Origin of the sequence: Muricoccus vinaceus (assembly GCF_042433125.1) — a bacterium.
Lineage (GTDB): Bacteria > Pseudomonadota > Alphaproteobacteria > Acetobacterales > Acetobacteraceae > Roseomonas > Roseomonas vinacea.
Window position 1 is genome coordinate 186,365 of the sequence record NZ_JBHLVZ010000002.1, and the last position, 26,616, is coordinate 212,980.

Genomic DNA, 26,616 nt, shown 5'->3' on the forward strand with positions numbered 1-26,616 from the left:
GATGTTTCTCCCGGTTGGCTGTCGCATCCGCGCCGGCTTCCTCGCCGGCACGCGGTCCTGTAAGTCGCGGGGGATGGCAGGCCACCCGATCCCCCTCCCCGCGGCGGGCAACACCGCGCGGCCCGGGCCGACCGAGGCGGCCGGCGTGGACCTCGCCCCGCTGTCCGGCCATATCGGCTTTCTCCTGCGCCTCGCGCAGCAGCGCATCTTCGACGAGTTCCACCGCCGCTTCGGCGCCCGTGGCCTCACGCCCGCGCGCTACGCCGTGCTGGCCGTGGTGTCCGCCAACCCGGATGTGCGGCAGGTGGCGCTGGCGAACGCCCTGCACATCAAGCCCCCCAACATGGCCGTGCTGATCGCGGCGATGGAGGCGGACGGGCTGGTGGCCCGCAGCCTGGACGCGCGCAACCGCCGCGCCAACATGCTGCGCCTGACCGAAACGGGCGCGGTTCTCTACGCCGAGGTGGCCGGGGACATCGCAGCGATGGAACAGGACTTCGCGGCCCGCTTCTTCCCGCAGGGACAGGACGCGGTCCGGGCCGCGCTGACGCGCCTCCTGCACCCCTGACGCCCCGCGGACCGGGGAGGCTGCCCCTCGCATTGCGCTTGCGTTCCCCCGTGTTGCCCGTATTGTTATGAGCAATAACATTCGGGGTCCACAAGAAATCATGGAAGCGTCCGCCCCCGCCAGGCCGAGCGCCCAGGACTCCGGCCCGCTGGTCACCTACGAGCTTCGCGGCGCCGTCGCCTGGATCGCGCTGAACCGCCCGAACAAGCGCAACGCCATCAACGACGCGCTGCTGGACGCACTCGGTGCCGCCATCACCCGCGCGGGCGCCGAGGCCCGCGCCGTGGTGCTGCACGGGGAAGGCCCCTGCTTCTCCGCCGGCCTCGACCTGGCGGAGCACCGCGCCCGCTCGGCCGAGGAGGTGTTCCATCACTCGCGCGGCTGGCACGCGGTCTTCGCGCTGATCCGCCGCGGCCGCATCCCCGTGGTGGCGGCGCTGCACGGCGCGACCGTCGGCGGCGGGCTGGAACTGGCCGCCGCCTGCCAGCTGCGCGTTGCCGACGACACCACCTTCTTCGCGCTCCCCGAGGGCCAGCGCGGCATCTATGTCGGCGGCGGCGCCTCCGTGCATGTCGCGCGCCTGCTCGGGGCCTCGCGCATGGCGGACATGATGCTCACCGGCCGCGTGCTGGACGCCGCCGCCGCCGAGCGCGCGGGCCTCGCCAACTACCTCGTCCCCGCCGGCACGGCGCCCGCGCGCGCCGGTGAACTCGCGGAGAAGATGGCGGGCATGGCGCCGCTCACCGTGCTGGGCGTGCTGCACGCCCTGCCCCGCATCCAGGACATGAGCGAGGAGGACGGCCTCTTCGTCGAAAGCCTTGTCGCCGCCCTCGCCCAGACCGGGCCGGAGGCCGCGGCGCGGCTGGCCGACTTCGTGGAGAAGCGCGGCGCGAAGGTCGCCGGCCCCGGCACTTAGCGGGCCAGGTTCGGGCAAGCACGACCCGCCGCAGCAGACGGCGGGCGCACAAGGGAGGGAGGCATCAGCATGGGCGAGACGTTCAAAGGGGACGAGCGCTGGGCCGGCGCCGCGCAGGCCGGCTGGATCCCCGACTTCCACGTCTTCGCGCAGCCGCGCGTCCTGGTGGAGGAGGACCCGGCCGGCGGCTGGGTGGTGCGCTCCGCCTCCCCCGTTCCCGCGCACGAGCCACTGGTCACCCGTCACCTCTTCCGCTGGGCCGGGCGCGAGCCGGACCGGCCCTTCCTCCGCCAGCGCGCGGGGAACACCTGGCGCGGCGTCACCTATGCCGAGGCCGCCGATGCGCTCCGCCGCATCGGCGGCGCGCTGCTTGCCATGGGGCTCGGCCCGGAGCGCCCCGTGGCCGTGCTGTCGGGCAACACGGTGGAGCACGCGCTGATCGGCCTCGCCGCCCAGGCGGTCGGCGTGCCCTACGCCGCCGTGTCCCCCGCCTACAGCCTGGCCGATCCGGAAATGGCCAAGCTGCGCCACGTCCTCGCCAAGCTCACCCCCGGCCTGATCCACGTGGACGAGGCCGCGCCCTTCGCCCGCGCCCTCGCGCTGGATGAGGCGGGCGCCGCCGCCGTCTTCGCCACGAACCCCGGCGGCGTCGAGCGCGCCCGCTCCTTCGCCGCGTTGCTGGACACCGGCGCCGAACCCGCGACCGATGCCGTCATGGCGGCGGTCGATCCCGACGCCCCCGCCAAGATCCTCTTCACCTCCGGCTCCACCGGCATGCCAAAAGGCGTGATCGCGAGCCACCGCATGATGGCGGCGTCGCAGGAGCAGATCGCCGAGGCCTGGACATTCCTGCGCCACGAACCGCCGGTGCTGCTGGACTGGCTGCCCTGGAACCATGTCTTCGGCTCGAGCAAGAACCTGAACATGGTGATCCGCCACGGCGGCACCCTGTGGATCGACGACGGCCGCCCCGTGCCCGGCGGCTTCGAGCGCACCCTGGAGAACCTGCGGGACGTCTCGCCCACCGCTTCCTTCAACGTCCCAAAGGGGTACGAGCTGCTGATCCCCCGGCTGGAGGAAGATGCGGGCCTCGCGCGCGCCTTCTTCACCCGCCTGCGCGTCATGTTCTACGCCGGCGCCGCCCTTGCCCCGCCGCTCTGGCGGCGGCTGGAAGCCCTGGCAGAGGCCCATGGCAGCCCCGACGGCGTCCACATGGTCTCCTCCTGGGGCCTGACGGAAACCGCGCCCTCCATCTCGCTCGTGCACGCGCCGCGCGCCGCGGTCGGATGCATCGGCACGCCCCTGCCCGGCGTCGAGATCCGCCTGATCCCGGACGGCGACAAGCTGGAGGCCCGCGTGCGGGGCCCCAACGTCACCCCCGGCTACTGGCGGGATCCCGAGGCCACGGCCGCGGCCTTCGACAGCCAGGGCTTCTTCATCACCGGCGACGCGCTGCGATGGGTGGACCCGGCCGAACCTGCCGCCGGCTTCGTCTTCGACGGACGCCTGACGGAGGACTTCAAGCTTTCCACGGGCACCCGGGTGAACTCCGGCTCGATCAGGATCAGGGCGCTCGCCGCCCTGGCCCCCTGGGCGCGCGATCTCCTGGTGGTGGGCGAGAACCGTGAGGAGATCGGTCTGCTCCTCGTCCCCCACCACGACCGCATCCCCGAAATCGGAACCCCGGCGCTGGCCGGGGCCGTCGCCGCGGCGCTGCGCCCGCTGAACGAGGGCGCCTCCTCCTCCCGCCTCGTCGCGCGCGTGCTGTTCCTGCGCGAGCCGCCCTCGCTGGGCGCGGGGGAGATCACCGACAAGGGCTCGCTCAACCTCCGCGCCATCCTGCGCCACCGCCCGGAAGCCCTCGCGCGGCTCTACGACGACGCCGACGCGGAGGTGATCCGCCCATGACGCGCACTGCCCGCTGATGCGCGACGCCGCCTCGACCCTCGCGCTGCTGCTCGCCCGCGTGATCGACGGGGCGGAGGCGCGCCCGGGCGCGGAGGAAACGGACGCCATCCTGTCCGCCGCCGCCCGCTTCGCGCGGGACCGCCTCGCCCCCCTCGCCGCCATCTCGGACCGCGAGGGCTGCACCCTGGCCGGCGGCCGCGTGCGCACCGCCCCCGGCCACGGCGAGGTCTGGCGTGCCTTCTCCGACGAGGGCTGGACGGGCCTCACCGCCCCGCCGGGCGCGGGCGGCAGCGGCCTTCCCCTGGCGCTGGCCGCCGCCGTGCAGGAGGTGACGGACGCCGCCGATCCAGCCTTCGGCATGCTCGCCATCAACGCCCGCTGCGCCACCCGCCTGCTGGAGCGCCACGGCCCCGCGCCGGTCCGCGCGGCCTGGCTCCCCCGCCTCGCCGATGGCAGCTGGGCCGCCACCATCTGCATCTCCGAACCCCAGGCGGGCTCCGATGTCGGGCGCATCCGGGCGCGGGCGGAGCAGGGGCCGGACGGCACCTGGCGCATCACCGGGGAGAAGTGCTGGATCTCCTTCGGCGACCACGACCTCGCCGCGCGCATCGGCCACTTCGTGCTTGCCCGCCCGCGCGGCGCCCCCGCCGGCACGCGCGGCCTTTCGCTGTTCCTGGTGCCGGACACGTCGGACAGCGGCGCGCGCAACGGCGTCGAAACCTTGCGCCTGGAGGAAAAGCTCGGCCTGCACGGCTCCCCCACCTGCACCCTCGCCTTCGAGGAGGCCGAGGCCACCCCCATCGGGGAAGCGGGCCGCGGCCTGCCCACGCTGTTCGCCATGATCACGGCCATGCGCCTCGGCGTGGCCGTTCAGGGCGCGGCCGTGGCCCAGGCCTCCGCCGCCCTCGCGGAGGGCTACGCGCGCGACCGCCTCCAGGGTGGCGATCCCGGCGCGCCGCCCGTGCCGATCACCGCCCATGCGGAGGTCCGCCGCCTTCTTCTCACGGCGCGGTCCCGCGCGGAGGCGGTGCGCCTCGTCGCGCTGCAGGCCGCCGCCTGGGTGGATGCCGGCGATGCCGGCGACACGGCCGCCGCCGCCCGCGCCGCCCTTCTCCTGCCGGTCGCGAAGGCACTGGGCGCCGAGGCGGGCTTCGACAACGCCCATCTCGCGATCCAGGTGCTCGGCGGCGCAGGCTATGTCCGCGAATGGCCGGCCGGGCGGATGCTGCGCGATGCTCGCGTCTTCTCCCTCTACGAGGGCACCACCGCCATGCAGGGCCTCGACCTCCTCCTGCGCCGCGTCCCCGCCGGGGGCGGTGCCGTGCTGCGCGACACGCTGTCCCATCTCGCCCCCGCACCGGACCTCGCAGCCGCCGTGCTGGACACCGCCGCCGCGATGGCCGCCGCCCCACCCCGCGCGCGGGAGGCCGCCGCCGTGCCCTTCCTGCGCCTGATGGGCCTCGCCGCCGCCGACGGCCTGCTGCGACGCGCCGCCCGCCTCGCCGGGCCCCTCGCCCCGCGCTACGCCGCCCTGGCCGGTTTCCACGGGGCCGAGGCACCGGCCCGTGCCGCCCTTCTCGCGGCGCGCTGCCACCGCGCCGACATCGACCCCGCCTTCGACGCCGCCTTCGCCGATCACTGAGGACACACAATGGACCTGCAAGGCATCGCCGCCCTCGTCACCGGCGGCGGCTCCGGCCTCGGTGCCGCCACCGCCGAAGCCCTCGCACGAGCGGGCGCCCGCGTCGCCGTGATGGACCGCAACGCGGAGGCCGCCCGCGCCGTCGCCGCACGCATCGGCGGCGTCGCCTCGGCCGGGGACGTGACGGAGGAGGCGGACGTCGCCGCCGCGCTCGATGCCGCCGAGGGCCTCGGCCCGCTCCGCCTCGCCGTCTCCTGCGCCGGCATCGGCACGGCGAAGCGCCTCGTCGGACGCGACGGCCCGCATCCGCTTGCCAACTTCACCCGCGTCATCGCCGTGAACCTCACCGGCACCTTCAACGTCATGCGCCTGGCGGCGGCCCGCATCGCCGCCGTGGAGCCCGGCGCGGAAGGCGAGCGCGGCATGATCCTGAACACCGCATCCGTCGCCGCCTATGAGGGCCAGGTCGGGCAGGTCGCCTATTCCGCCAGCAAGGGCGGCATCGTCGCCATGACGCTGCCCGCCGCGCGCGAGCTGGCACGCTTCGGCATCCGCGTGAACACCATCGCCCCCGGCCTGATCGAGACGCCGCTGATGGGCGAGCTGCCGCCCGAGGCGCGCGAGGCGCTCGGCAAGCTGCCCCTCTTCCCCCGCCGCCTCGGCCGCCCCGAGGAGTTCGCCGACCTCGTGCTCGCCATCGCACGGAACCGCCTGCTGAACGGGGAGACCATCCGGCTCGACGGCGCGCTCCGCCTCAGCCCGCAATAGCGGCGATGGCCCGCTTCGTCCCCGACGCCGCCGAGCAGGCCCGCCTTCCCGTCGCCATCCTCGGCGGCTTCCTGGGCAGCGGGAAGACCACCCTGCTGAACGCCCTGCTGCGCCACCCGGCCATGGCCGACACCGCCGTCGCCATCAACGAGTTCGGCGAGGTGCCCATCGACCAGCACCTTGTGGAGGCCGACAGCGGCACCGGCCCGGACCGCACCGTGACCATGGCCAATGGCTGCCTCTGCTGCGACCTGTCGGGCGACCTCGAGGGCGCGGTGATGCGCATCTTCTCCCGCCGCGAGGCCGGCACCCTGCCCCGCTTCGCGCGCCTGATCGTGGAGCCCTCAGGCCTGGCGGACCCTTCCCCCATCGCCCAGGCCCTGCTGCGCAACCCCATCCTGTCCCGCGTGCTGCGGCTCGACGCGATCCTCGTCACGGCGGACGCCGTGCTCGGGCGCGGGCAGCTTGCCCGCCACCCGGAGGCGCGCGCCCAGGCCAGCCTGGCCGACCGCCTCCTGCTCACCAAGACCGACCTGGCCGAACCCGCGGAGGAAGCGGCGCTGCGCGAGGCGCTCTCCGGCCTGAACCCGCTGGCCCCCCTCACCCGCTGCCGGCGGGGGGAAGCCGATCCCGCCGCGCTGTTCCCGGCCCGCTTCCTCGGCCTGCCCGGCGCACCCCCGCCAGTGGTCGAATGGCTGGCCGGCCTGCCCGCACCGGCGCCGCACCGCCACCACGCCCACAGCCAGGGCATCGCCTCCCTTTCCCTCGTTTCCGATGCTCCGCCGCCCTGGGAGGGCTTCGAGGCCTGGTTCCGCCGCGTGCGCATCGAGGGCGGCGAGCGCCTGCTGCGCGCCAAGGGCCTGATCGGCGTTCCCGGCCGCCCTGGCCCGGTGGTGGTGCAGGCCGTGCAGCACGTGCTTCACCCGCCCGTGGCCCTGCCCTCCTGGCCCGCGGATGACCGCCGCTCCCGCCTCGTGCTGATCACCGACGGCATTCCCCACGCCCCGCTCCGGGCCGGCTGGGATGCCCTGTTCCAACCCGCCTGACCGGAAGGAAGCGCCCGATGCGCGCCATCGACGTCCATGTCCACCCCATGGACGAGGCCTATGTGGAGGCCAGCGCCCCCTTCGTCGCCGCCACCCGCCGCATGTTCGGCGACCGCTTCGACGCCCGCCCGGACGACGTGATCGCCGAGGATTTCCGCCGCGACGACACCCTGGCCATCCCCATCGCCTGGGACGCCATGGCCGGCGCGGGCGGAGCGGTCTACGGCAACGACCGCTTGGCCGCCCTCTGCGCCGCCTATCCGGACGTGTTCCTGCCGGGCTGGTCCGTGGTGGACCCCTGGCGCGGCCGCTCGGGCCTGGCGGAGATCGAGCACGCCATCCGCGACCTCGGCCTGATGGGCGTGAAGTACCAGCCGCCCGTGCAGGGCTTCGCCCCGTCCGACCGCCATTTCTACCCGATCTGGGACCTGCTGCAGGACCTCGGCGCCCCCGCGCTCATTCATTGCGGCACGACGGCCATCGGCTCGGGCGAGCCCGGCGGCCTCGGCTTCAAGCTCTCGCACGGCCATCCCATGCACATCGACTCCATCGCCGCCGACTTCCCGCGCCTGAACATCGTCGCCGCCCATCCCGGCTATCCCTGGACCGAGGAGCTGATCGCGGTGGCCATCCACAAGGGCAACGTCTCGATCGACGTCTCCGGCTGGGGCCCGAAATACATCCCCGCGCCGCTCAAGCACGACATGCAGCGCCGCCTGCAGGACAAGGTGATGTTCGGCTCGGACTACCCGGGCTGGTCGCCCGGCCAGACGCTGGACGAATGGGAGATGCAGGGGCTGAAGCCCGGCATCACCGACAAGCTGTTCCACCGGAACGCCCGCCGCATCCTCGCGCTGGACGCCGCCATCGAAAGGGCGGAGGCGGCCGGTCACGCGCGCGAGGCCGGCGGTGGGGAGGCTTCGTGAATCCGCCTGCCGTCCCCTGGCCGCGAACCGCGTTCCATCTTGCGGCCAACCTGGCCTAGCCCGCCCAGCCCAACCCAGCCCCAAGGAGCGCCGGCATGCCCCGCATCCAGACCCAGGCACCGCGCCGCACCTTGCTGCTCGCGGGTGGTGCCCTCCTGCTCGCCGGCGGCCGGGGGAGCCTGGCCCAGCCGGCCACGAAGTCCCCGGTCGGCATCATCGGCTCCGGCCGCCTCGGCGGCACGGTCGGCACCCTCTGGGCCAAGGCCGGCCACCCCGTCCTCTTTTCCTCCCGCAACCCGGAAAGGCTGAAGGAACTGGTGGAGGCCGCCGGCCCCAACGCCCGGGCCGGCACCCCCGCCGAGGCCGTCGCCTTCGGCCGGGCCCTGCTCGTGGCCGTTCCCTACGGTGCCCTTCCCCAGCTCGGCCAGGACCTGGGCGCCTCGCTGGCCGGCAAGGTGGTGCTGGACGCCTGCAACGCCGTTCCCGCGCGCGACGGCGATGTGGCGCGGCTCGCGGCGGAACGCGGGATCGGCGCCACCTCCGCGGGCTTCCTGCCGGGCAGCCGGCTGGTGCGGGCCTTCAACACGCTCGGCGCCCGCGTGCTGGCCGAACAGGCCCACCGCGCGGGAGACCCCGTGGCCATCCCCCTGGCGGGCGACGACGCCGGCGCTCTGGAAGCCGCGGCCGCCCTCGTACGCGACGCAGGCTTCGAACCGGTGGTGGTCGGCTCCCTCGCGCGTGCGCCGGACTTCGCCATGGGCGCCCGCGGCTACGGCAAGGTGGTTCCGGCAGCGGAACTCCGGGGCATCCTCGGCCTGCCTTCCTGAACCGCGGGGCACCGCCCGACGCAGGTCGGTCCGCCCGCCATCCTCACCGGCCAGCCCGCGCGACGAGCGGACGACGAGGACCTTCCGGAAGCGCCGCCCCGGGGGCCGGCGCTTGCCCTTCTCAGCGGCCCTTCTCCTTGCGCCAGGCGGCGAAGGCCTCGAGGTTCTTGGGGTCGGTCGCCGGGTAGAGCCCCGGCAGCCCCTGCCCGGCCCGCACGCGCTCGGTCGCGAAATCCTCGTAGGCGGTCATCTCCACCGCCTCGGCGGCGACCTCGTCCGCGATGGCCGCCGGGATCACGATCACCCCGTCGCCATCGCCCAGGATCACGTCGCCGGGAAACACCGGCGCGTCGCCGCAGCCGATCGGCACGTTGGTGTCGATCGCGTGGTTCAGCGTCAGGTTGGTCGGCGCCGAGGGCCGCTGGTGGTAGGCGGGAATGTCCATCTGCGCGATCTCGTGCGCGTCCCGGAAGCCGCCATCCGTCACCACCCCGGCCACGCCCCGGACCATCAGGCGCGTGACCAGGATGGAACCCGCGGAGGCCGCCCGCGCGTCCTTGCGGCTGTCCATCACCATCACCGCGCCGGGCGGGCAGGTTTCCACCCCCTTGCGCTGCGGGTGGCTCGGGTCCTTGAAGACCTCGATCCCGTTCAGGTCCTCGCGCGCGGGGATGTAGCGCAGCGTGAAGGCCTCGCCGACCATGCTCTCGGCGCGCACGCGCAGCGGCTGCACGTTCTGGATGAACTGGCTGCGCAGGCCGCGCTTGAACAGGATGGTGGCGACGGTCGCGGTGCTGACGGCCTTCAGCCTCTCGCGCGTTTCGTCCGACAGGGCCATGGGGCGTTTCCTCAGTAGATGACGGGTTCGGGCACGGGCGCGCCGAATTCGGTGCGCAGGAAGTCGAAGTCGCAGCCCTCGTTGGCCTGCTGGATGTGCTTGGTGAACATGAAGCCGTAGCCCCGCTCGAAGCGCGGCTCGGGTGCCACCCATTCGGCCCGCCGCCGCGCCAGCTCCTCCTCGGAGACCTCCATGCTGATGGTCCGCGCATCCACGTCGAGCGTGACCGTGTCACCGTTCCTGAGCAGCGCCAGCGGCCCGCCGATGTAGGATTCGGGCGAGACGTGCAGCACGCAGGCGCCGTAGGAGGTGCCGGACATCCGCGCATCCGACATGCGCAGCATGTCGCGGTGCCCTTCCTTGAGCAGCTTCTTCGGCATGGGCAGCATCCCCCATTCCGGCATGCCCGGCCCGCCCTGCGGCCCGGCGTTGCGCAGCACCATCACCGTGTCGGGGGTGAAGGGATAGTTCTCGTCGTCCACCGCCTTCTTCATGGAGGGATAGTCGTCGAACACCACCGCGGGGCCCGAGTGCCTCAGGAAGCGCTGGTCCATCGCCGCCGGCTTGATCACGCAGCCATCGGGCGCGAGGTTGCCGTGCAGCACCGCGAGCGACCCCTCGCCGTAGATGGGGTTGTCGGTGGTGCGGATGACGTCGTCGTTGAAGACCTTGGCGCCCTCGATGTTCTCGCCCAGCGTCCTGCCCGACACCGTCATGCAGGACAGGTCGAGGTGCTCGCGGATGCGCCCCATCAGCCCCTTGATGCCACCCGCATAGAAGAAGTCCTCCATGAGGTAGGCGTTGCCGGACGGCCGCACGTTGCCGATCACCGGCACGCGGCGCGAATAATGCTCGAAGTCCTCCAGCCCGATGTCCTGCCCCGCGCGGCGTGCCATGGCGATCAGGTGGATGATGGCGTTGGTGGAGCAGCCCATGGCCATGGCCACCGCGATGGCGTTGCCGAAGGCCGCCCTGGACTGGATCTTCTGGGGCGTCAGGTCTTCCCACACCATCTCCACGATCCGCCGCCCGCTCTCGCTGGCCAGGCGGATATGCCCGGCATCCGCCGCCGGCACGGAGGACCCGCCCGGCAGCACCATGCCGACCGCCTCGGCGATCGCCGTCATCGTGCTGGCCGTGCCCATGGTCATGCAGGTGCCGTAGGAACGCGCGATGCCGCCCTCCACGCCCAGCCAGTCCTGGTCGGTGATCTTGCCCGCGCGCAGCTCGTCCCAGTACTTCCAGCTATCCGAGCCCGAGCCCAGCACCTTGCCCTGCCAGTTGCCGCGCAGCATCGGCCCCGCCGGCAGGAAGATCGCGGGGATGTTCATGGAGGTCGCGCCCAGCAGCAGCCCCGGCGTGGTCTTGTCGCAGCCGCCCATCAGCACCGCGCCGTCCACGGGATGGGAGCGCAGCAGCTCCTCCGCCTCCATGGCCAGGAAGTTGCGGTACATCATCGTGGTCGGCTTCACGTAGCTTTCCGACACCGAGATCGCCGGCAGCTCCACCGGGAAGCCGCCCGCCATGAGGATGCCGCGCTTCACGTCCTCCACCCGCTGCTTGAAGTGCACGTGGCAGGGGTTGAGGTCGGACCAGGTGTTCAGGATCGCGATGATCGGGCGGCCCTGCCACTCCTCGGGGCTGTAGCCCATCTGCATGGCGCGCGAGCGGTGCCCGAAGGAGCGGAGGTCGGCCGGCCCGAACCAGCGGGCGGAGCGGAGATCGGCCGCGGTCTTGCGCCGGGGCCCCGCATCGCCCGGCTCGGCCTCGAGCGCGCTCGGGGGCAGGTTGGGATCAGCCATGGCGTTTCCTCCGTCCGGTAGTCCCGATCACATAGCAGAATGGCGGCGGCCTGCCAGGGCGCCCCCTGCCCATCCGCTGGGCATCGCCTGACCACCCCGCGCGCAACCGGCGCGCCGCACCGCCCCTTTGCGCCGCAAACGCACCGCGCCCCCGGTTGCGGCCCGGGGCCAGGGCTGTTTCCCTGTGGCGGGGACCACGATCGGGGAAACAGGATGGACCGGCTCTTCGGGCTGAGGGAAAACGGCACCACGGTGCGCACGGAGATCGTGGCGGGCCTGACCACCTTCCTGACCATGGCCTACATCATCGTGGTCAACCCGCAGATCATGTCGGTCGCCGGCATCGATGCCGGCGCGGCCTTCGTGGCCACCTGCCTGGCGGCGGCCATCGGCTGCGCGCTCATGGCTCTTCTCGCCAACTACCCGATCGCGCTCGCCCCCGGCATGGGGCTGAACGCCTACTTCGCCTTCGGCGTGGTGGGCGGCATGGGCATCCCCTGGCCGGTCGCGCTGGGCGCCGTGTTCCTGTCGGGCATCCTGTTCTTCGTCATCTCCGTGGCCGGCTTCCGCGAATGGCTGATCAACGGCATCCCGCTCTCCCTCAAGCTCGGCATCGCCGCCGGGATCGGCTTCTTCCTGGGGCTGATCGGGCTCAAGAACCTCGGCCTCGTGGTTGCGAACCCCGCCACCTTCGTCGCCATGGGGCCGATCGCCTCCACCCCCGTGCTGATCGGCTGCGCGGGCTTCGTGCTGATCGCGGGGCTGGTCGCGCGGCGCGTGCCAGGCGCCATCGTCATCGGCATCCTGCTCACGGCGCTGGCGGGCATCCCCTTCGGCCTCACCAACTTCACGGGCATCGTCTCCACCCCGCCATCCCTCGCGCCCACCTTCCTCAAGATGGACCTGGCCGGGGCCGTCTCGCTCGGCCTCGCCGGGATCGTCTTTACCTTCTTCATGGTGGACCTGCTGGACAACGCGGGCACGCTGATCGCCACCACCCACCGCGCCGGGCTCATGCGCCCGGACGGCTCGGTGCCGCGCCTCGGCCGCGCGCTGATGGCCGACAGCGGCGGCGCCATGATCGGCGCCGCGCTCGGCACCTCCACCACCGTCTCCTACATCGAGAGCGCGGCGGGCATCCAGGCCGGCGGGCGCACGGGGCTGACGGCGCTGACCGTTGGCGTGCTCTTCCTGCTCGCGCTCTTCCTCGCGCCGCTCGCCACCGCCATCCCCGCCTTCGCCACCTCCCCCGCGCTGATCTTCGTCGCCTGCCTGATGGCGCACTCGCTGAAGGACCTCGCCTGGGAGGACCCGACCGAATACCTGCCGGCCATTCTGGGCGCGATGGCGATGCCCTTCACCTTCTCCATCGCGACCGGCATCGGCCTCGGCTTCATCGCCTATGCCGCCATCAAGGCGGTCGCGGGGCGAGCCGGCGACGTGCACGGCGCCGTCTGGCTGATCGCCGCGCTCTCGGCCGTCAAGTTCGCGCTCGGCTGATCCCGCCACAACCAGGGAGCACCGCCTTGCCCCACCCCACGCGGCGCCTGCTCCTCGCTGCCCCCGCGCTGCTCCCAGGCCGGGTCGCCCGGGCGCAGGCCTTCCCCGAGCGCCCGCTCCGGCTGATCGTCCCCTTCCCGCCCGGTGGCGCCGCGGACTTCCTGGGCCGCATCGCGGGGGAGCGCATGGCGCGCTCCCTCAGCCAGCCCGTCACGATCGAGAACCGCAGCGGCGCCGGCGGCAACATCGGCACGGCCGCCGCCGCACAGGCGGAGAAGGACGGCCACACCATCCTGCTCAACGGCCTGCCGATCGCCGCCAACCGCTTCCTCTACCCCTCCCTGCCCTATGACGCCGAGCGCGACCTCGCCCCCATCGCCATGCTCGCCGTGGTGCCGAACATCATGGTGGTGCCCAACGAGCTTCCGGTCGCGAGCGTGGCCGAGTTCACCGCCCTCGCGCGCCGCGGCGGCGCCCACTACGCCTCCATCGGCAACGGCACCTCGCTGCATCTCGCCGGCGCGCAGTTCGCGCTCGCCGCCGGGCTCGACATGACCCATGTCCCCTACCGCGAGACGGCCGCCGCCAACGCGGACCTCATGGCCGGGCGGGTGCAGGTCATGTTCCAGACGATCTCCGCCGCCGCCGGCCTGGTGAAGGGCGGCCGCATGAAGGCGCTCGCCGTCACCAGCGCCGAGCGCGTGCCCGCCTTCCCCGAAGTGCCGACGCTGCGCGAGGCCGGGCTGGACCTCGTCTCGGTCGGCTGGTTCGGCCTCTTCGCCCCGGCCGCCATCCCGCACGCCCGCCTCGCGCGGCTGGAGGGGGAAACGCTGGCGGCCGTGAACGACCCCGCCGTCGCCGCCCGCATCGCGGAAACGGGCAGCCTGCCCCGCCCCCTGCCCGGCGCCGCCTTCGCCCGCTTCATCGCGGAGGAGGTCGCCCGCATGGGCAGCACCATCCGCGCCGCCGGCATCCGCGCCGACTGATCACAAGGAGCCCCGACCCATGCCCATGACCCCCGTCATCCCCGCAGGCTCCGGCAAGCCGATCGCGCCCTATTCGCCCGGCGCCATGGCGGACGGCGTGCTCTACGTCTCCGGCACCCTGCCCTTCGACCGCGACAACAACGTGGTCCATCCCGGCGACGCCTCCGCCCAGACCCGCCACGTGCTGGAACTCATCAAGGCCGTGGTGGAGGCCGCCGGCGGCACCATGGCGGACGTGACCATGAACCACATCTTCGTCACGGACTGGGCCAACTACGCCGCCGTCAACGCCGTCTATGCCGAGTACTTCCCGGGCGACAAACCCGCCCGCTACTGCATCCAGTGCGGCCTGGTGAAGCCGGAGGCGCTGGTCGAGATCGCGACCGTCGCTCACATCGGAAAATGAATCACGAGATCACCGGGCGGCCGGGCGCGGAGGCCGTCGTGCTTTCCGCCGGGCTCGGCGGCGCCGCCGCCTTCTGGGCCCCGCAGCGCGCCGCGCTGGAGAAGCACTTCCAGGTCGTCGCCTTCGACCAGCGCGGCACCGGCCGCAACCCCGCGGACCTGCCGGAGGGCTACAGCATCGCCCACATGGCCGATGACGTCGTCGGAGTGCTGGACGCCGCCGGCATCGCGCGCGCCCATTTCATCGGCCACGCGCTGGGCGGGCTGGTCGGCCTCGAACTCGCCCGCCGGCATCCCGCCCGGCTCGCGCGCCTGATTCCCGTCAATGCCTGGGCCAGGGTGGAGCCCCATTCCGAGCGCTGCTTCGACATCCGCCTGGGCATCCTCGCCGCCCAGGGCCCGGCGGCCTATGTGGCGGCCCAGCCCATCTTCCTGCACACCGCGCCCTTCATGGCCGCCAACGCCGCGCGCATCGACGCCGAGATCGCGCACGGCACCGCCCATTTCCAGGGCGAGGCCAATCTACGCCGCCGGATCGCGGCGCTGAGGGCCTTCGACGCCCGCGCGGACCTGCCGCGCATCGCCGTTCCAACCCTGGTCACCGCCTCGCGCGACGACCTGCTGGTGCCCTGGACGGCCTCGCGCGACCTTGCGCAAGCCTTGCCCGACGCCACCCTCTGGATCGCGGAAACCGGCGGCCACGCCTTCACGGTGGAGCAGCCGGAAGCGTTCAACCAGGCCGCGATCGACTTCCTGAGGGCACCGGCATGAAGACCATCCTGATCATCGGCGCGTCCCGCGGCCTCGGCCGCGCCCTGGCGGAGGAGCACCTGGCGCGCGGCTGGCAGGTCATCGCCACCGCCCGCAACCCCGCCGCCCTTGACGGCGCGAAGCACGACCGCCTGGAGGTGATGCCGCTCGACACCACCGACTGGCCGGCGCTCGAAGGCTTCGCACAGGCCCTCGACGGCCGGCGCATCGACCTCCTCTTCGTCAACGCCGCCATCGCCGAGGACAAGCGCCCGGTGGGCGAGACGGATCCCGACGCCTTCGCGCGGATGATGCTCACCAACGCGCTCGCCCCGCTGCGCATCGCCGACCGCCTCGCGCCCCTGGTCCCGCGCGAGGGCACGATTGCCGTGATGTCCTCCAGCCTCGGAAGCATCGCCATGAACGGCAGCGGCGGCTGGGAGGTGTACCGCATGACAAAGGCCGCGCTGAACATGGGCCTGCGCAGCCTCGCCCTCCGGCGCAAGGCCGAGGGGCGCACCTATATCGCCGCCGATCCCGGCTGGGTGCGCACCGACATGGGCGGGAAGGAGGCGACGCTCTCGATCGGCCAGAGCATCCCCCGCCTCGCCGACATGCTGGAGCAGCGGCAGGGACGCGGCGGCGTCGCCTTCGCCAGCTACGAGAACCGCGACCTGCCCTGGTAGGACACGCCGGCCCGGCGCAACTCCGCCTCCAGGCGCCCCGTCAGGAACAGCCACGCCATCCGCAGGTCCGAGCCCAGCGACCACAAGGGATGCGTGAAGGTCGCCGGACGGTTGCGCTCCACCAGCATGTGGCTGCCCCAGGCGAAGAGGTAGCCGCTGACCACCCCCGCGAGCACCAGCCACCAGCGCCCCGAAAGCAGCCCGCCCAGGAACAGCGCCAGGCCCAGCACCGTGCCCGCCACATGCACCCGCCGCGTCACCGGGCTCGCGTGCTCGCGCAGGTAGTGCGGCCAGAACTCGGCATAGCTCGTGAAGCGCCCGGCCATGATGGCCTCCCTACATCGAGAGCGGCCGCTTGTACTTCCCCGCCACGGTTCCTGGCGTGATCAGCCCGCCGGCCAGCATGATGGACCAATAGCCGATATCGGCGGTGTGGACGATCGTGTTCTCCAGGCTGCGAACCAGCAGCTCGCCCTCTCCGGAATGGTAGCCCGCGATATGCGCCACCTCCTCCGGCAGCCCGACCGTCAGGCACAGATGGGCCCCATAGGCCGGGTGCCGCAGGGAGGGGAGCCCGGCGCCGCGCGGAGAGGCCTCCCAGCGCCTCCGGTTCTCGGGATCGAACTCCCAGGGCTTGCCCACGTCGTGGCACAGCCCGCCGGCCACCACGATGTCGCGGTCGATCGGCAGGTCCGGGTTGGAGGCCGCCATCTCGTCCGCGATGGAGACCGCCAGCCGCGTGACGCCGCGGATGTGGTCGGTCTGGTCGCCGCGGATCAGCAGCATGGAGCCCGGATTCCCCGCGGGGGGCATGTCCCGGATGGAGTTGTAGCTGCTGCGCGCGATCGCCAGCGCCCAGACGTCCAGCACCTTATCCCGCAGGCCCTCGTCGCGGATCTGGCCCACCTCCGGAAGCTCCTCGCGCATCCGCTCGCGCAGCGCGGGGGTCAGCCGGGCGGCAACCGCCCCATCCTCGGGTCGGACCATGCATGTTTCCTCCTGGCGGCATGGCGCCGCCATGCCGGCGATCTCACCGCCGGCGCCCGGCCCTGGCAAGCTCACCCGGCCTGCTGCGCTCCGTGCAGGCGGCTGTAGATGCCGCCCGCCGCCACCAGCTCCCCGTGCCGCCCCTGCTCGGCCACCCCGGCGGCGTCCACGACCACGATGCGGTCGGCATCCCGGATGGTCGCCAGCCGGTGGGCGATCACCAGCGTCGTCCGCCCCTCGGCAAGCTCGGTCAGCGAGGCCTGGATGGCCCGCTCCGTTTCCGTGTCCAGCGCCGAGGTCGCCTCGTCCAGGATCAGGATCGGCGGGTTCTTGAGGAAGATGCGCGCGATGGCCAACCGCTGCTTCTGCCCGCCCGAGAGCTTCACGCCGCGCTCCCCGATCACCGTGTCCATGCCGTCCGGCAGCGCCGCGATCACCCGGTCCAGCCGCGCCCGCCGCGCCGCCTCCCCGATCTCCGCCTCGGAGGCGCCCAGCCGCCCATAGGCGATGTTCTCCCTGATCGTGCCGCCGAACAGGAACACATCCTGCTGCACGATCCCGATCTGACCGCGCAGGGAGGCGAGCGTGATGTCGCGGATGTCGGTGCCGCCCACCGTGATCCGCCCGCCCGTCACCTCGTAGAAGCGCGGCAGCAGGGAGCAGAGCGTGGTCTTGCCCGCACCGGAGGGGCCGACGAAGGCCACGGTCTCGCCCGGGCGGATGTGCAGGTCCACCCCCTCCAGCACCGGGGCGCCCGCCCCATAGCCGAAGCGCACCCCCTCGTAGCGGATCTCGCCGCGCAGCCCCGGCACCGCCCGCGCCCCCGGCCGGTCCCCGATGTCGGGCGCCGTGTCCATCAGCTCCGTGTAGCGCCGGAAGCCCGCGATGCCCTTGGGATAGGTCTCGATCACGGAGTTGATCTTCTCCACCGGCCGGAAGAACACCCCCACCAGCAGCAGGAAGCCCACGAAGCCGCCCGAGGTGAGCTCGCCCCGCAGCACGAACCAGCTTCCCGCCACCATCACCACCATCTGCGTCAACCGCATCGAGAGGTAGGAGAGCGAGGTGGTCGCCGCCATCAGCCGGTAGGCCTCCAGCTTGGTCGTGCGGTAGCCCTCGTTGTCCCGCGCGAAGAGGCGCCGCTCGTGCTCCTCGTTGGCGAAGGCCTGCACCACGCGGATGCCGCCCACGTTTTCCTCGATCCGCGCGTTGAAGCCGCCGATCCGGCCGAAGATCGCCTGCCAGTTCCGCGTCATCCGCCCGCCGAAGCGCGCCGTCAGCCAGCCCGTCAGCGGCACCACCGCCGCGGTGATGAAGGCCAGCTGCGGGTTGACCGAGAACATCAGCGCGAAGGCGCCGAGAAAGGTCATCACCGCGATGAACAGGTCCTCCGGCCCGTGATGGGCCACCTCCCCGATCTCCTCCAGGTCCTTGGTCAGCCGCCCCACCAGGTGCCCGGTGCGCTGGTTGTCGAAAAAGGAGAAGGACAGCTTCTGCAGGTGCGCGAAGGCCCGGCGGCGCATCTCCGTCTCGATGTTGATGCCGAGCATGTGCCCCCAGTAGGTCACCACCGCCATCAGCCCCGCGTTTAGCAGGTAAACCACCAGCAGCCCCGCCGCCGCCAGCCCGATCAGCGCCCAGTCCTGCCCCGGCAGCAGGTGATCGACGAAGGCCTTCACGGCCAGCGGGAAGCCCAGCTCCAGCAGGCCGGAGAGCACGGCGCAGCCGAAATCCAGGAGAAAGAGCCGCCGGTGCGGCCGGTAATAGGAGAAGAAGCGCTTGAGCATGCCCGGTGCGCCGGTGGCGGAAACCTCGCGCGTCTGACCCATCGATCCGCAGCCCCTGTCAAACCGGCGACGTTTACCCGCGCCAGCCCGAACGGCCCAGACCGGCGGGCAGAGGATCCTGGCCCTCCAGGGAAAGAGCGGGAACGGGCACGCCTCGCCGCCCGTCCTCCTCGGATAGGATCGCGCGCGACCGGCACCGCCCGCGAACGTCCCGCCCGCGCGGCGGGATCCTTCGGCCGCCCGGCGCTATGCTGGCGGGTCGCTCACGCCACCTGAAGCACGATCTTGCCCTGAACGTGCCCCTGGGCGGCCCGCTCGTGCGCCTTGCGGGCGTCGGCAAGCGGAAAGCTGCTGTCGATCACGACACGGATCGTGCCATCGCCGAGCAGGCGCCCGAGCTCCGCGAGCTGCGACCCGTTCGAGCGCACCTGCGTCATCGACACCATGACGCCGCGCTCGGCGGCCTCCGCGGCGCCGGCGAAGCCCGGGAAGACGGGAAACAGGGCACCGCCACGCCTGAGCGTGCGCAGGAAGCGGCCGGTGGCCGGCCCGCCCAGCGTGTCGAGCACGAGGTCGGCGTCATCGACCACCTCCTCGGGCGCGGTGCCGGTCCGGTCGATGAACCGGTTTGCACCGAGTTCGCGCAGGAGCGCCTCGTGCGTGCCCGACGCCACGGCGATGACGTTCGCACCCTTCCACCGCGCCAGTTGCACGGCGATGTGGCCCACGCCGCCGGCGGCGCCATGGACCAGCACGGTTCTGCCCTCCAGCGGCACCGGACGATGCGGATCCGGTTGCAGCGGGTTTGGCGCGTCGTGCCCCCGTTCGATCAGGAACTGCCACGCCGTGAGCCCGGACATGGCGGCCGCGGCGGCATGCTCATGGTCGATGCCCGCCGGCTTGAGCGCCAGGTCCGAGGCGGGCGCGGCGACGAACTGGGCATAGGCGGCGCTCTCCCCGAAGCTCGGGAACCGGACCATGCCGAACACCGCGTCGCCGATGGAGAAGCCCCGCACGCCATCGCCGAGGGCCTCCACGACGCCCGACACGTCCGACCCCGGGATCACGGGCAAGGTGACGGGCGGCCTGAACGCGGGAAGCGCCTTGTAGTTATCCCGCAGATACCAGTCGGGCGGGTTGAGGCCGACCGCGCGCACGCGCACGAGCACCTCTCCCGCCTCGGGCCGGGGCTTCGGGGCATCCTCGTAGACCAGCACCTCGGGCCCACCGAACGCATGGAACCGGACCGCCTTCATTGTCTCGCCCGACATCGCTTCCACCTTTAACACGAACAGGGTATGTTTTTCCGGAGCAGTGATCCACATATTCGGAGCACTGCTCCGTTTTTCAAGTGGAGACGATGCGGGCCGACGCGAGGAAGAACCACGACCACCTGCTGGACGTCGCGCGTGAGGTGGTGGCGGAACAGGGCGCCGATGCATCGCTGCGGGACATCGCCCGCCGGGCCGGCGTCGGCCTCGGCACGCTGTACCGCCACTTCCCGCGGCGCGAGGTCCTGCTCGAGGCCCTGCTGCGCGTGCGCTTCGACGAACTCACGGCGAAGGCGGGCGAGCTGCAAGGCTCGGCCTCCGCCGGGGAGGCACTCACCGCCTGGCTGCGCGAAGCCGTCGCCGTCGCGCACGGCTACAGCGGCGCCATCGAGTCGATGGTGGCGGCGATCGCCGACCCGGATTCCGCACTCCACGCGTCGTGCCAGACCATGCGCGCGGCGGGCACTTCCCTCCTTGTGCGCGCGCAGGAGAGCGGGGCGGCGCGAAAGGACATGGACGGCACGGATCTTTTCGGCCTGCTCGGGGCGCTGGCATGGCTGCGCGACCAGCCATCCCTCGCGCCGAAGGCCGATCACCTCTTCGACGTGATCGCCGGCGCCATCCTGGCCAGGGAATAGCCCGCAGGCGGGAGCTTCCGGGACACCCGCACGAAGAGCCGGCGGTCAGGCCGCGCCCGGATTCGAACCATGCCGCGTGCGGCAGGCGGCGCGGCCATCTTGCGACAACATGGATTGCAGGTCAGGGAGAAAGCCTGTCCCATCCGGTTCCGCCCGCCCCGATGCCCGCCCTCGCCGCCTTCCTCCCCTTCCGCAACGCCGCCTTCCGCACCCTGTGGATCGCCACGCTGGTCAGCAACATCGGCGGCTGGGTGCAGAGCACCGGCGCCGGATGGCTGATGACCTCCCTTTCGCCATCCCCGGTCATGGTCAGCCTGGTGCAGGTGGCCTCCCTCCTGCCGGTCTTCCTTCTCGCGCTGCCCGCGGGGGCGCTGGCGGACATCATGGACCGCAGGCGTTTCCTCCTGCTCACCCAGCTCTGGATCTTCGCGACCGCCCTCGTGCTCTGCGGCCTCACCGCCGCCGGGCTGCTCGGGCCCTGGGGGCTGCTGGCGCTCACCTTCTGCATCGGCGTGGGGGCGGCGGCGAACTTCCCGGCCTTCGCGGCCACCACGCCGGAGCTGGTGCCGCGGCAGGACCTGGTGCAGGCCATCGTGCTCAACGCCATGGGCTTCAACCTGGCCCGCGCCATCGGCCCGGCGCTGGGCGGGGTGGTGCTGGGCTGGGCGGGGGCGGAGGTCGCCTTCGGCCTCAACGCCGCCTGCTTCCTGGTGCTGATCGGCGCCCTGTTCTTCTGGAAGCGCGTGCCCGAGGTGGAAACCACCCCCAAGGAACGGCTCCTCCCGGCGATCCGCAGCGGCGTGGGCTACGTGCTCGCGAGCCCGGTGATGCGCGGCATCATCATCCGCTCCACCCTCGCCTTCTTCGCGGGATCGGCGGTCTGGGGTCTGCTGCCGCTGATCGTGCGCTTCCGCCTCGGCCTCGGCCCCGCCGCCTTCGGCCTCATGCTCGGCGCCATGGGCGTGGGGGCGGTGGCCTGCTCCTTCTTCCTGCCCGCGCTCCGCAACCGCCTCACCCGCTCCAACACCGTGGTGCTGTGCAGCGCCATGGTGGGCGTCTCGGTTATCCTGCTCGGCCTGTCCCGCCATTGGGCACCGGCCGGCTTCGCCATGCTGCTCTACGGCGCCTCCTGGCTCGGCATGACCTCAACCCTGTCCGCCTCCTCCCAGCTCGCGGCGCGGCCCTGGGTGCGGGCGCGGGCGATCGGGCTGTTCCAGGTCTGCACCTTCGGGGCGCTCGCGGCCGGCTCCACCATCGCGGGCATCGGGGGCGAGGTGATCGGCATTCCCGCCACCCTGATTGCCTTCGGCCTGGCCAGCATCGGCCTGGCCTTCGCCGTCAGCCACCTTCCGCTGGAGTCCGCCCCGGCCGCCCCCATCGCCGCCAACCTGGCCGAGCCCCAGCCCGAGGCACCGGCGCCCGAACTGATGCCCGCGCTCAGGGGCGATGACGGGCGCGTGCTGGAATCCGTCCGCTACACCGTGCCCCGCGGCTCGCGGGACGCCTTCCTGGCCGCCATGGCCGAGGTGCGCGGCGTGCGGCTCCGCGCCGGCGCCATCGTCTGGCGCCTCTACGAGGACGTGGCCCATCCCGAGCGCTACGTCGAGCTCTGGGCCGTGCGGTCCTGGACCGACCACCTGCGCGAGCTGGCGCGGCTGAGCGAGGCCGACCATGCCATCCTCGCCGCCGCCGTCGCCTTCCAGCAGGAAGGAACCGCGCCGGAGGCGGAACGCTTCGTGCAGCTTCCGGTCTGAGGCCGGGGGGCATGCCCCCCGGCCTCGCCGCGCCGGTCAGGCCAGGGGCGGCGCGATCCGGATCGACAGGTCCGGCAGGTTCTGGATCTTGCAGAGGATCGTATCCCCCGCCACCACCGGCCCCACGTTCTCCGGCGTGCCGGAATAGATGATGTCGCCCGCCTTCAGCTCGAAGGCCTCGGACAGCTTGGCGATCTGCTCCGCGACGCTCCAGATCATGTTCTTCAGGTCGGAGTTCTGCTTGACCGTGCCGTTCACGGCCAGCGAGATCGCCCCCTGCGTGAAGTGCCCGACCTGCTCGGCCGGGTGGATCGGGCCGATCGGGGCGGAGCGGTCGAAGCTCTTGCCGATCTCCCAGGGCTTCTTCTCGTCGCCCAGTGCCCGCTGCAGGTCGCGCCGCGTCATGTCGAGGCCGAGGGCATAGCCGTAGACATGCTCCAGCGCGCGGTCGATCGGGATGTTCCGCCCGCCCGACTTCAGCGCCGCCACCAGTTCCACCTCGTAATGGTAGTTCTTGGTCAGGGACGGATAGGGGTGCTCGCCCACGGTTCCTGGCGCCACGAACTGGACGGCGTCGGTCGGCTTCTGGAAGAAGAAGGGCGGCTCGCGGTTCGGGTCGGACCCCATCTCGCGCGCATGCGCGGCGTAGTTCCGCCCGATGCAGTAGATGCGGCGCACCGGGAAGGCCATGTCGCTGCCCACCACCGGCACGGTGGTCACGGGCAGGCTGAACAGGGTGCGCGGCGCGCTCGCCACCTGCGCCTGGGCCGTGGCGGAGGCCGCCACCAGCCCGGCCGCGCCCAGGGGCAGGGCCGCGCCCAGGATGTCGCGACGGTTGGTTGTCATGTTCGTTCCTCCTCGGTCCTGGCCGGCTGCGCCGCCGGCCGGTCGGAACGAGCCTAGCACGCGGCCGCCCCCGGGCCACCGCCACGCCCGGGCGCCGCCCCCGAACGCCGTCTCCGCCATGCGGCTGGTTCAGTCCTGTCCCGCCACGGAAACCTTGGGAGCCCACGGGCATTCGGCTTGCCAGGAGCCGCGCGCCACCCACCCTTCGCGCAGCCCACCCAAACCCGAAGGAGGCCCCATGGCCAAGACCGACTCAGACAAGGTGCGCAACAAGACCCACAACGACACCCCCGGCAACGCCAAGGCCGTCAGCGTCGCCACCCTGAATGCCCTGCTGGCCGACACCATCGACGCGACCAACGCGACCCGCCAGGCCCACTGGAACGTCAAGGGCAGCCACTTCTACGGCCTGCACAAGATGTTCGAGGAGTTCTACGGCCTGCTGTCCGAGCAGTCGGACGAGCTGGCCGAGCGGGCCGTGCAGCTCGGCGGCATCCCCGACGGCACCACCCAGGGCGTCGGCTCCCGCACCCGCATCGCGCCCTACGACGCGAACCTGCTGGACGGGCTGGAGCACTGCCAGGCCCTGGCCGAGCGCTATGCCCAGCTGGCCAAGAGCCTGCGCGAGGGCATCGACACCACCGACGAGGCCGGCGATGCCGACACCTCCGACCTGCTCACCCAGGTGTCCCGCGTCGTGGACAAGTCGCTGTGGATGATCGAGGCCCACCTGCAGGGCAAGAACTGAGCACTTCGCGTCCCTGAGGTAACACCCCGACCGCCGCGACCCGCGAGGGTTGCGGCGGCGGTTGCATCTGTTCCCCCGCATGGCTATTTTGGGCCAGGGGACCAGAACAAGTCATGAACGATCTCTTCGGCGGACGCCCCAAGGGCCTCGCCCCGCAAACCTACTCCGCGGCCGACATCGAGGTGCTGGAAGGGCTGGAGCCCGTCCGCCGCCGCCCCGGCATGTATATCGGCGGCACGGACGAGAACGCCCTTCACCACCTGGCATCCGAGGTCATCGACAACGCCATGGACGAGGCGGTGGCCGGGCATGCCGACCGCATCGAGGTGACGCTCGAGCCCGACAACTGGCTGACCGTCCGCGACAACGGGCGGGGAATCCCCGTGGACCCCCATCCCAAGTTTCCCAAGCTTTCGGCCCTGGAGGTGATCCTCACCACCCTCCACTCGGGCGGCAAATTCTCGGGCAAGGCCTACGACACCTCGGGCGGCCTGCACGGCGTCGGGTCCTCGGTGGTCAACGCCCTGTCCGAGCGCATGGACGTGGAGGTCGCCCGCGATCGCACCCTCTTCACGCAGAGCTATTCGCGCGGCAAGCCGCTGGGCAAGCTGAAGAACGCCGGCCCCGTCCACAACCGCCGCGGCACCACCATCCGCTTCCGCCCTGACCCCGACATCTTCGGCAAGCAGCAGTTCCTGGCCCAGCGCCTGTACCGGTTCTGCCGGTCCAAGGCCTATCTCTACAAGGGCGTGGAGATCCGCTGGTCCTGCGATCCGCGCATCATCAAGGACGACACCCCCGCCCAGGCCACGCTGCACTTCCCGGGGGGCCTGACCGACTATCTGGCCGCCGCGATCGAGGGCAAGCCGGCCGTCATCCCCACCCCCTGGGCCGGCGAATCCACCTTCCCCGGCGGTGCCGGACGGGCCGAATGGGCCGCCACTTGGCTGGAACAGGGCGAAGGCTTCCTCTCCACCTACGCGAACACCATCCCCACCCCCCAGGGCGGCACGCACGAGGCCGGGTTCCGCAACGCCCTGGTGAAGGGCCTCCGTGCCTATGGCGAACTCCGCAAGGAGAAGCGCGCGGCAACGGTGACGGCGGAGGACCTGTTCGGCGGCCTCGCCGGCATGGTCTCGGTGTTCGTGCGGGAACCCCAGTTCCAGGGCCAGACCAAGGACAAGCTCACCTCCCCCGAGGCCGCCCGCCTCGTGGAAGCCGGGCTGCGCGATCACTTCGATCACTGGCTGACAGGCGACACCCGCAACGCCGACAACCTCCTCTCCTGGGCGATCGAGCGCGCCGAGGAGCGCATCCGCCGCAAGGAGCAGAAGGAAACCCCGCGCAAGACCGCCACGCGCAAGCTCCGCCTGCCCGGCAAGCTCGCCGACTGCTCCTCCGAGAACGCCGAAACCACCGAGCTTTTCCTGGTGGAGGGCGACAGCGCCGGCGGCTCCGCCAAGCAGGCGCGCGACCGCGTCACCCAGGCGGTGCTGCCGCTCCGCGGCAAGATCCTCAACGTCGCCTCCGCCAGCACCGAGAAGCTGCGCGGCAACCAGGAGCTGCGCGACCTCGTGGAGGCCCTCGGCTGCGGCATCGGCGACCGCTTCGACCTGGCCCGCCTCCGCTACGGCCGGATCATCGTCATGACCGACGCCGACGTGGACGGCGCGCACATCGCGGCCCTGCTGATGACCTTCTTCTACAAGGAGCTTCCGGCGCTTGTCCGCGAGGGCAAGGTCTTCCTCGCCCAGCCGCCGCTCTACCGCCTCCAGCACGGCGCCAAGTCGATCTACGCCCGCGACGACGCCGACCGCGAGCGCATCCTCAAGCGCGAGTTCAAGGCGAACCAGAAGGTCGAGGTCAGCCGCTTCAAGGGCCTGGGCGAGATGCCGCCGATGTCACTGAAGGAAACCACGATGGACCCGAGGAAGCGCACCCTTCTCCGCGTCGTGCTTCCCCAGGAGGCCCGCGCGGAAACGGCCGAGCTGATCGAGGCCCTGATGGGACGCAGGCCCGAGCTGCGCTTCCGCTTCATCCAGGACAACGCCTCCAAGCTGGACGAGGCCGAGGTGGACGTCTGAGCCGCCTCACCCCCGCAGCTTCAGGAAGTCCACGAAAGCCCTGAGCGCCGCCGGCATGTGCCGGCGCGAGGGATAGTAGAGGAACGGCCCCTCGAAGGGCGGCAGCCAGTCGTCCAGAACGGAGACGAGCCGCCCGTCGTCGAGGAACGGCCGCGCCCAGCCCTCGAAGGTCGCGTGGAAGCCCAATCCGTCCACCGCCGCCGCCAGCCCGACCTGCCCATCCCCCGCGATCACCGGTCCCTCCGGGCGGATGGTCACCACCTCCCCGTCCCGCTCGAACTCCCAGGGCAGCATGGTGCCGCTGGAAAACCGCGTGCGGATGCAGGGCAGCCCCAGCAGCGCCCGCGGCTCGGACGGCACGCCCACGCGCGCGACCAGCTTGGGCGAAGCCGCCAGCACGTAGCGCTGCGGCCCGCCGAGGCGAACCGCGATCATGTCCCGCGCCAGGCTCTCCCCATAGCGAACGCCCGCGTCGAAACCCTCCCGCACGATGTCCACGAAGCCGCTGTCGGAGGCGACCTCCACCACCACGCGCGGGTGGCGGGCCAGGAAGGGCGCCAGCAGCGGCGCCAGCACGAGCTGCGCGGCGGGCGGCGGCGCGTTGATCCGCAGCGTGCCCGCAACCGAGTCCGCAGCCCGACCCACCTCGTCCAGCGCCGCCCGGATCTCCCCCAGGGCCGGCTCCAGCCGTGCCAGCAGCACCTTTCCCGCCTCGGTCGGCGCCACGCTGCGCGTCGTGCGGTTCAGCAGCCTCGCCCCCACGCGGTCCTCCAGCGCCCGGATGCGCTCCGTCGCGCTGGAGGCCGAGATCCCGGCCTCCAGCGCCGCCTGCCGGAAGCTGCGGAGCCGCGTCACCGCCGCCAGCAGCTCGAGATCGCCGAGCGAGGCCCGCATTGTTCACCTGATCCGAATGCCCCATGCAGATCATACCGG

Annotated in this window: 25 protein-coding genes; 17 read left to right on the forward strand and 8 right to left on the reverse strand. The window is 72.2% G+C overall.

The window, feature by feature from the left end; translation table 11 throughout:
- Position 1 precedes the first annotated feature (1 nt).
- The 8 genes from ACFFIC_RS02605 to ACFFIC_RS02640 all read left to right on the forward strand — a co-directional run bounded on the left by ACFFIC_RS02605 (position 2) and on the right by ACFFIC_RS02640 (position 8,601).
- Positions 2-568 carry a MarR family winged helix-turn-helix transcriptional regulator gene (locus tag ACFFIC_RS02605; RefSeq protein WP_377048494.1) on the forward strand — a complete coding sequence of 189 codons (567 nt, stop codon included), beginning with the start codon at positions 2-4 and terminating at the stop codon, positions 566-568.
- Positions 569-668: 100 nt separating this feature from the next.
- Complete coding sequence (locus ACFFIC_RS02610) at positions 669-1,484, forward strand: crotonase/enoyl-CoA hydratase family protein (protein WP_377048495.1); 816 nt, start codon at positions 669-671, stop codon at positions 1,482-1,484.
- 69 nt (positions 1,485-1,553) lie between these two features.
- The gene (locus ACFFIC_RS02615; RefSeq protein ID WP_377048496.1) at positions 1,554-3,392 is read left to right on the forward strand and encodes a feruloyl-CoA synthase; all 1,839 of its coding nucleotides are present in this window, start codon (positions 1,554-1,556) and stop codon (positions 3,390-3,392) included.
- A gap of 16 nt (positions 3,393-3,408) precedes the next feature.
- Entirely contained in the window at positions 3,409-5,034 is a 1,626-nt protein-coding gene (locus tag ACFFIC_RS02620) for an acyl-CoA dehydrogenase family protein (RefSeq protein WP_377048497.1), read from the forward strand.
- Between the two features lie 9 nt (positions 5,035-5,043).
- Entirely contained in the window at positions 5,044-5,802 is a 759-nt protein-coding gene (locus tag ACFFIC_RS02625; RefSeq protein ID WP_377048498.1) for an SDR family NAD(P)-dependent oxidoreductase, read from the forward strand.
- 5 nt (positions 5,803-5,807) lie between these two features.
- Entirely contained in the window at positions 5,808-6,848 is a 1,041-nt protein-coding gene (locus ACFFIC_RS02630; protein WP_377048499.1) for a CobW family GTP-binding protein, read from the forward strand.
- 17 nt (positions 6,849-6,865) lie between these two features.
- Complete coding sequence (locus ACFFIC_RS02635; RefSeq protein WP_377048500.1) at positions 6,866-7,774, forward strand: amidohydrolase family protein; 909 nt, start codon at positions 6,866-6,868, stop codon at positions 7,772-7,774.
- 95 nt (positions 7,775-7,869) lie between these two features.
- Positions 7,870-8,601: an NADPH-dependent F420 reductase gene (locus ACFFIC_RS02640; RefSeq protein ID WP_377048501.1), complete on the forward strand. Its 732-nt coding sequence runs from the start codon at positions 7,870-7,872 to the stop codon at positions 8,599-8,601.
- Between the two features lie 121 nt (positions 8,602-8,722).
- On the opposite strand, the gene ACFFIC_RS02645 is transcribed toward ACFFIC_RS02640, so the two are convergent.
- Positions 8,723-9,439: a ribonuclease activity regulator RraA gene (locus ACFFIC_RS02645; protein ID WP_377048502.1), complete on the reverse strand. Its 717-nt coding sequence runs from the start codon at positions 9,437-9,439 to the stop codon at positions 8,723-8,725.
- Between the two features lie 11 nt (positions 9,440-9,450).
- Positions 9,451-11,241 carry an L-arabinonate dehydratase gene (gene araD, locus ACFFIC_RS02650; protein WP_377048503.1) on the reverse strand — a complete coding sequence of 597 codons (1,791 nt, stop codon included), beginning with the start codon at positions 11,239-11,241 and terminating at the stop codon, positions 9,451-9,453.
- Positions 11,242-11,454: 213 nt separating this feature from the next.
- On the opposite strand from araD, the gene ACFFIC_RS02655 reads away from it, so the two are divergent.
- From ACFFIC_RS02655 to ACFFIC_RS02675, 5 genes are read left to right on the forward strand one after another with little or no spacing between them, the layout of a single operon-like run.
- On the forward strand, positions 11,455-12,741 hold the full coding sequence (locus tag ACFFIC_RS02655) for an NCS2 family permease (protein ID WP_377048504.1): 1,287 nt from the start codon (positions 11,455-11,457) through the stop codon (positions 12,739-12,741).
- Between the two features lie 26 nt (positions 12,742-12,767).
- Positions 12,768-13,727, forward strand: a complete 960-nt coding sequence (locus ACFFIC_RS02660) for a Bug family tripartite tricarboxylate transporter substrate binding protein (RefSeq protein WP_377048505.1) — start codon at positions 12,768-12,770, stop codon at positions 13,725-13,727.
- A 19-nt stretch (positions 13,728-13,746) separates the two neighbouring features.
- Positions 13,747-14,133: a pyrimidine utilization protein C gene (gene rutC / locus ACFFIC_RS02665; RefSeq protein ID WP_377048506.1), complete on the forward strand. Its 387-nt coding sequence runs from the start codon at positions 13,747-13,749 to the stop codon at positions 14,131-14,133.
- A complete protein-coding gene (rutD, locus tag ACFFIC_RS02670) occupies positions 14,130-14,903 on the forward strand; it encodes a pyrimidine utilization protein D (protein WP_377048507.1) in 774 nt (257 codons plus the stop codon). Before rutC ends, rutD begins: the two co-directional genes overlap by 4 nt.
- Positions 14,900-15,568, forward strand: coding sequence for an SDR family NAD(P)-dependent oxidoreductase (locus tag ACFFIC_RS02675; protein WP_377048508.1), 669 nt, complete (start codon positions 14,900-14,902; stop codon positions 15,566-15,568). Before rutD ends, ACFFIC_RS02675 begins: the two co-directional genes overlap by 4 nt.
- Here the strand turns inward: ACFFIC_RS02675 and ACFFIC_RS02680 are convergent.
- The 4 genes from ACFFIC_RS02680 to ACFFIC_RS02695 all read right to left on the reverse strand — a co-directional run bounded on the left by ACFFIC_RS02680 (position 15,541) and on the right by ACFFIC_RS02695 (position 19,667).
- Complete coding sequence (locus ACFFIC_RS02680) at positions 15,541-15,894, reverse strand: Mpo1-like protein (protein WP_377048509.1); 354 nt, start codon at positions 15,892-15,894, stop codon at positions 15,541-15,543. The genes ACFFIC_RS02675 and ACFFIC_RS02680 overlap by 28 nt on opposite strands.
- A gap of 10 nt (positions 15,895-15,904) precedes the next feature.
- The gene (locus ACFFIC_RS02685; RefSeq protein WP_377048510.1) at positions 15,905-16,555 is read right to left on the reverse strand and encodes an HD domain-containing protein; all 651 of its coding nucleotides are present in this window, start codon (positions 16,553-16,555) and stop codon (positions 15,905-15,907) included.
- Positions 16,556-16,626: 71 nt separating this feature from the next.
- Positions 16,627-18,384 (reverse strand): ABC transporter ATP-binding protein, encoded by a 1,758-nt coding sequence (locus ACFFIC_RS02690; protein ID WP_456306911.1) that lies wholly within the window; start codon positions 18,382-18,384, stop codon positions 16,627-16,629.
- A 221-nt stretch (positions 18,385-18,605) separates the two neighbouring features.
- On the reverse strand, positions 18,606-19,667 hold the full coding sequence (locus tag ACFFIC_RS02695; protein WP_377048511.1) for an NADP-dependent oxidoreductase: 1,062 nt from the start codon (positions 19,665-19,667) through the stop codon (positions 18,606-18,608).
- 35 nt (positions 19,668-19,702) lie between these two features.
- Between ACFFIC_RS02695 and ACFFIC_RS02700 the strand changes: the two genes are divergently transcribed.
- Together ACFFIC_RS02700 and ACFFIC_RS02705 are read left to right on the forward strand one after the other, a co-directional pair.
- Positions 19,703-20,251 (forward strand): TetR/AcrR family transcriptional regulator, encoded by a 549-nt coding sequence (locus ACFFIC_RS02700; protein ID WP_377048512.1) that lies wholly within the window; start codon positions 19,703-19,705, stop codon positions 20,249-20,251.
- 161 nt (positions 20,252-20,412) lie between these two features.
- Positions 20,413-22,005 (forward strand): MFS transporter, encoded by a 1,593-nt coding sequence (locus ACFFIC_RS02705; RefSeq protein WP_377048513.1) that lies wholly within the window; start codon positions 20,413-20,415, stop codon positions 22,003-22,005.
- Between the two features lie 36 nt (positions 22,006-22,041).
- On the opposite strand, the gene ACFFIC_RS02710 is transcribed toward ACFFIC_RS02705, so the two are convergent.
- Entirely contained in the window at positions 22,042-22,851 is an 810-nt protein-coding gene (locus ACFFIC_RS02710; RefSeq protein ID WP_456306912.1) for a fumarylacetoacetate hydrolase family protein, read from the reverse strand.
- A gap of 238 nt (positions 22,852-23,089) precedes the next feature.
- On the opposite strand from ACFFIC_RS02710, the gene dps reads away from it, so the two are divergent.
- Together dps and parE are read left to right on the forward strand one after the other, a co-directional pair.
- Positions 23,090-23,599 carry a DNA starvation/stationary phase protection protein Dps gene (gene dps, locus ACFFIC_RS02715; protein WP_377048514.1) on the forward strand — a complete coding sequence of 170 codons (510 nt, stop codon included), beginning with the start codon at positions 23,090-23,092 and terminating at the stop codon, positions 23,597-23,599.
- Between the two features lie 113 nt (positions 23,600-23,712).
- Positions 23,713-25,683, forward strand: coding sequence for a DNA topoisomerase IV subunit B (gene parE / locus ACFFIC_RS02720; RefSeq protein ID WP_377048515.1), 1,971 nt, complete (start codon positions 23,713-23,715; stop codon positions 25,681-25,683).
- Positions 25,684-25,689: 6 nt separating this feature from the next.
- Here the strand turns inward: parE and ACFFIC_RS02725 are convergent, their stop codons facing one another.
- A complete protein-coding gene (locus ACFFIC_RS02725; RefSeq protein WP_377048516.1) occupies positions 25,690-26,577 on the reverse strand; it encodes a LysR family transcriptional regulator in 888 nt (295 codons plus the stop codon).
- Between the last annotated feature and the right edge of the window lie 39 nt (positions 26,578-26,616).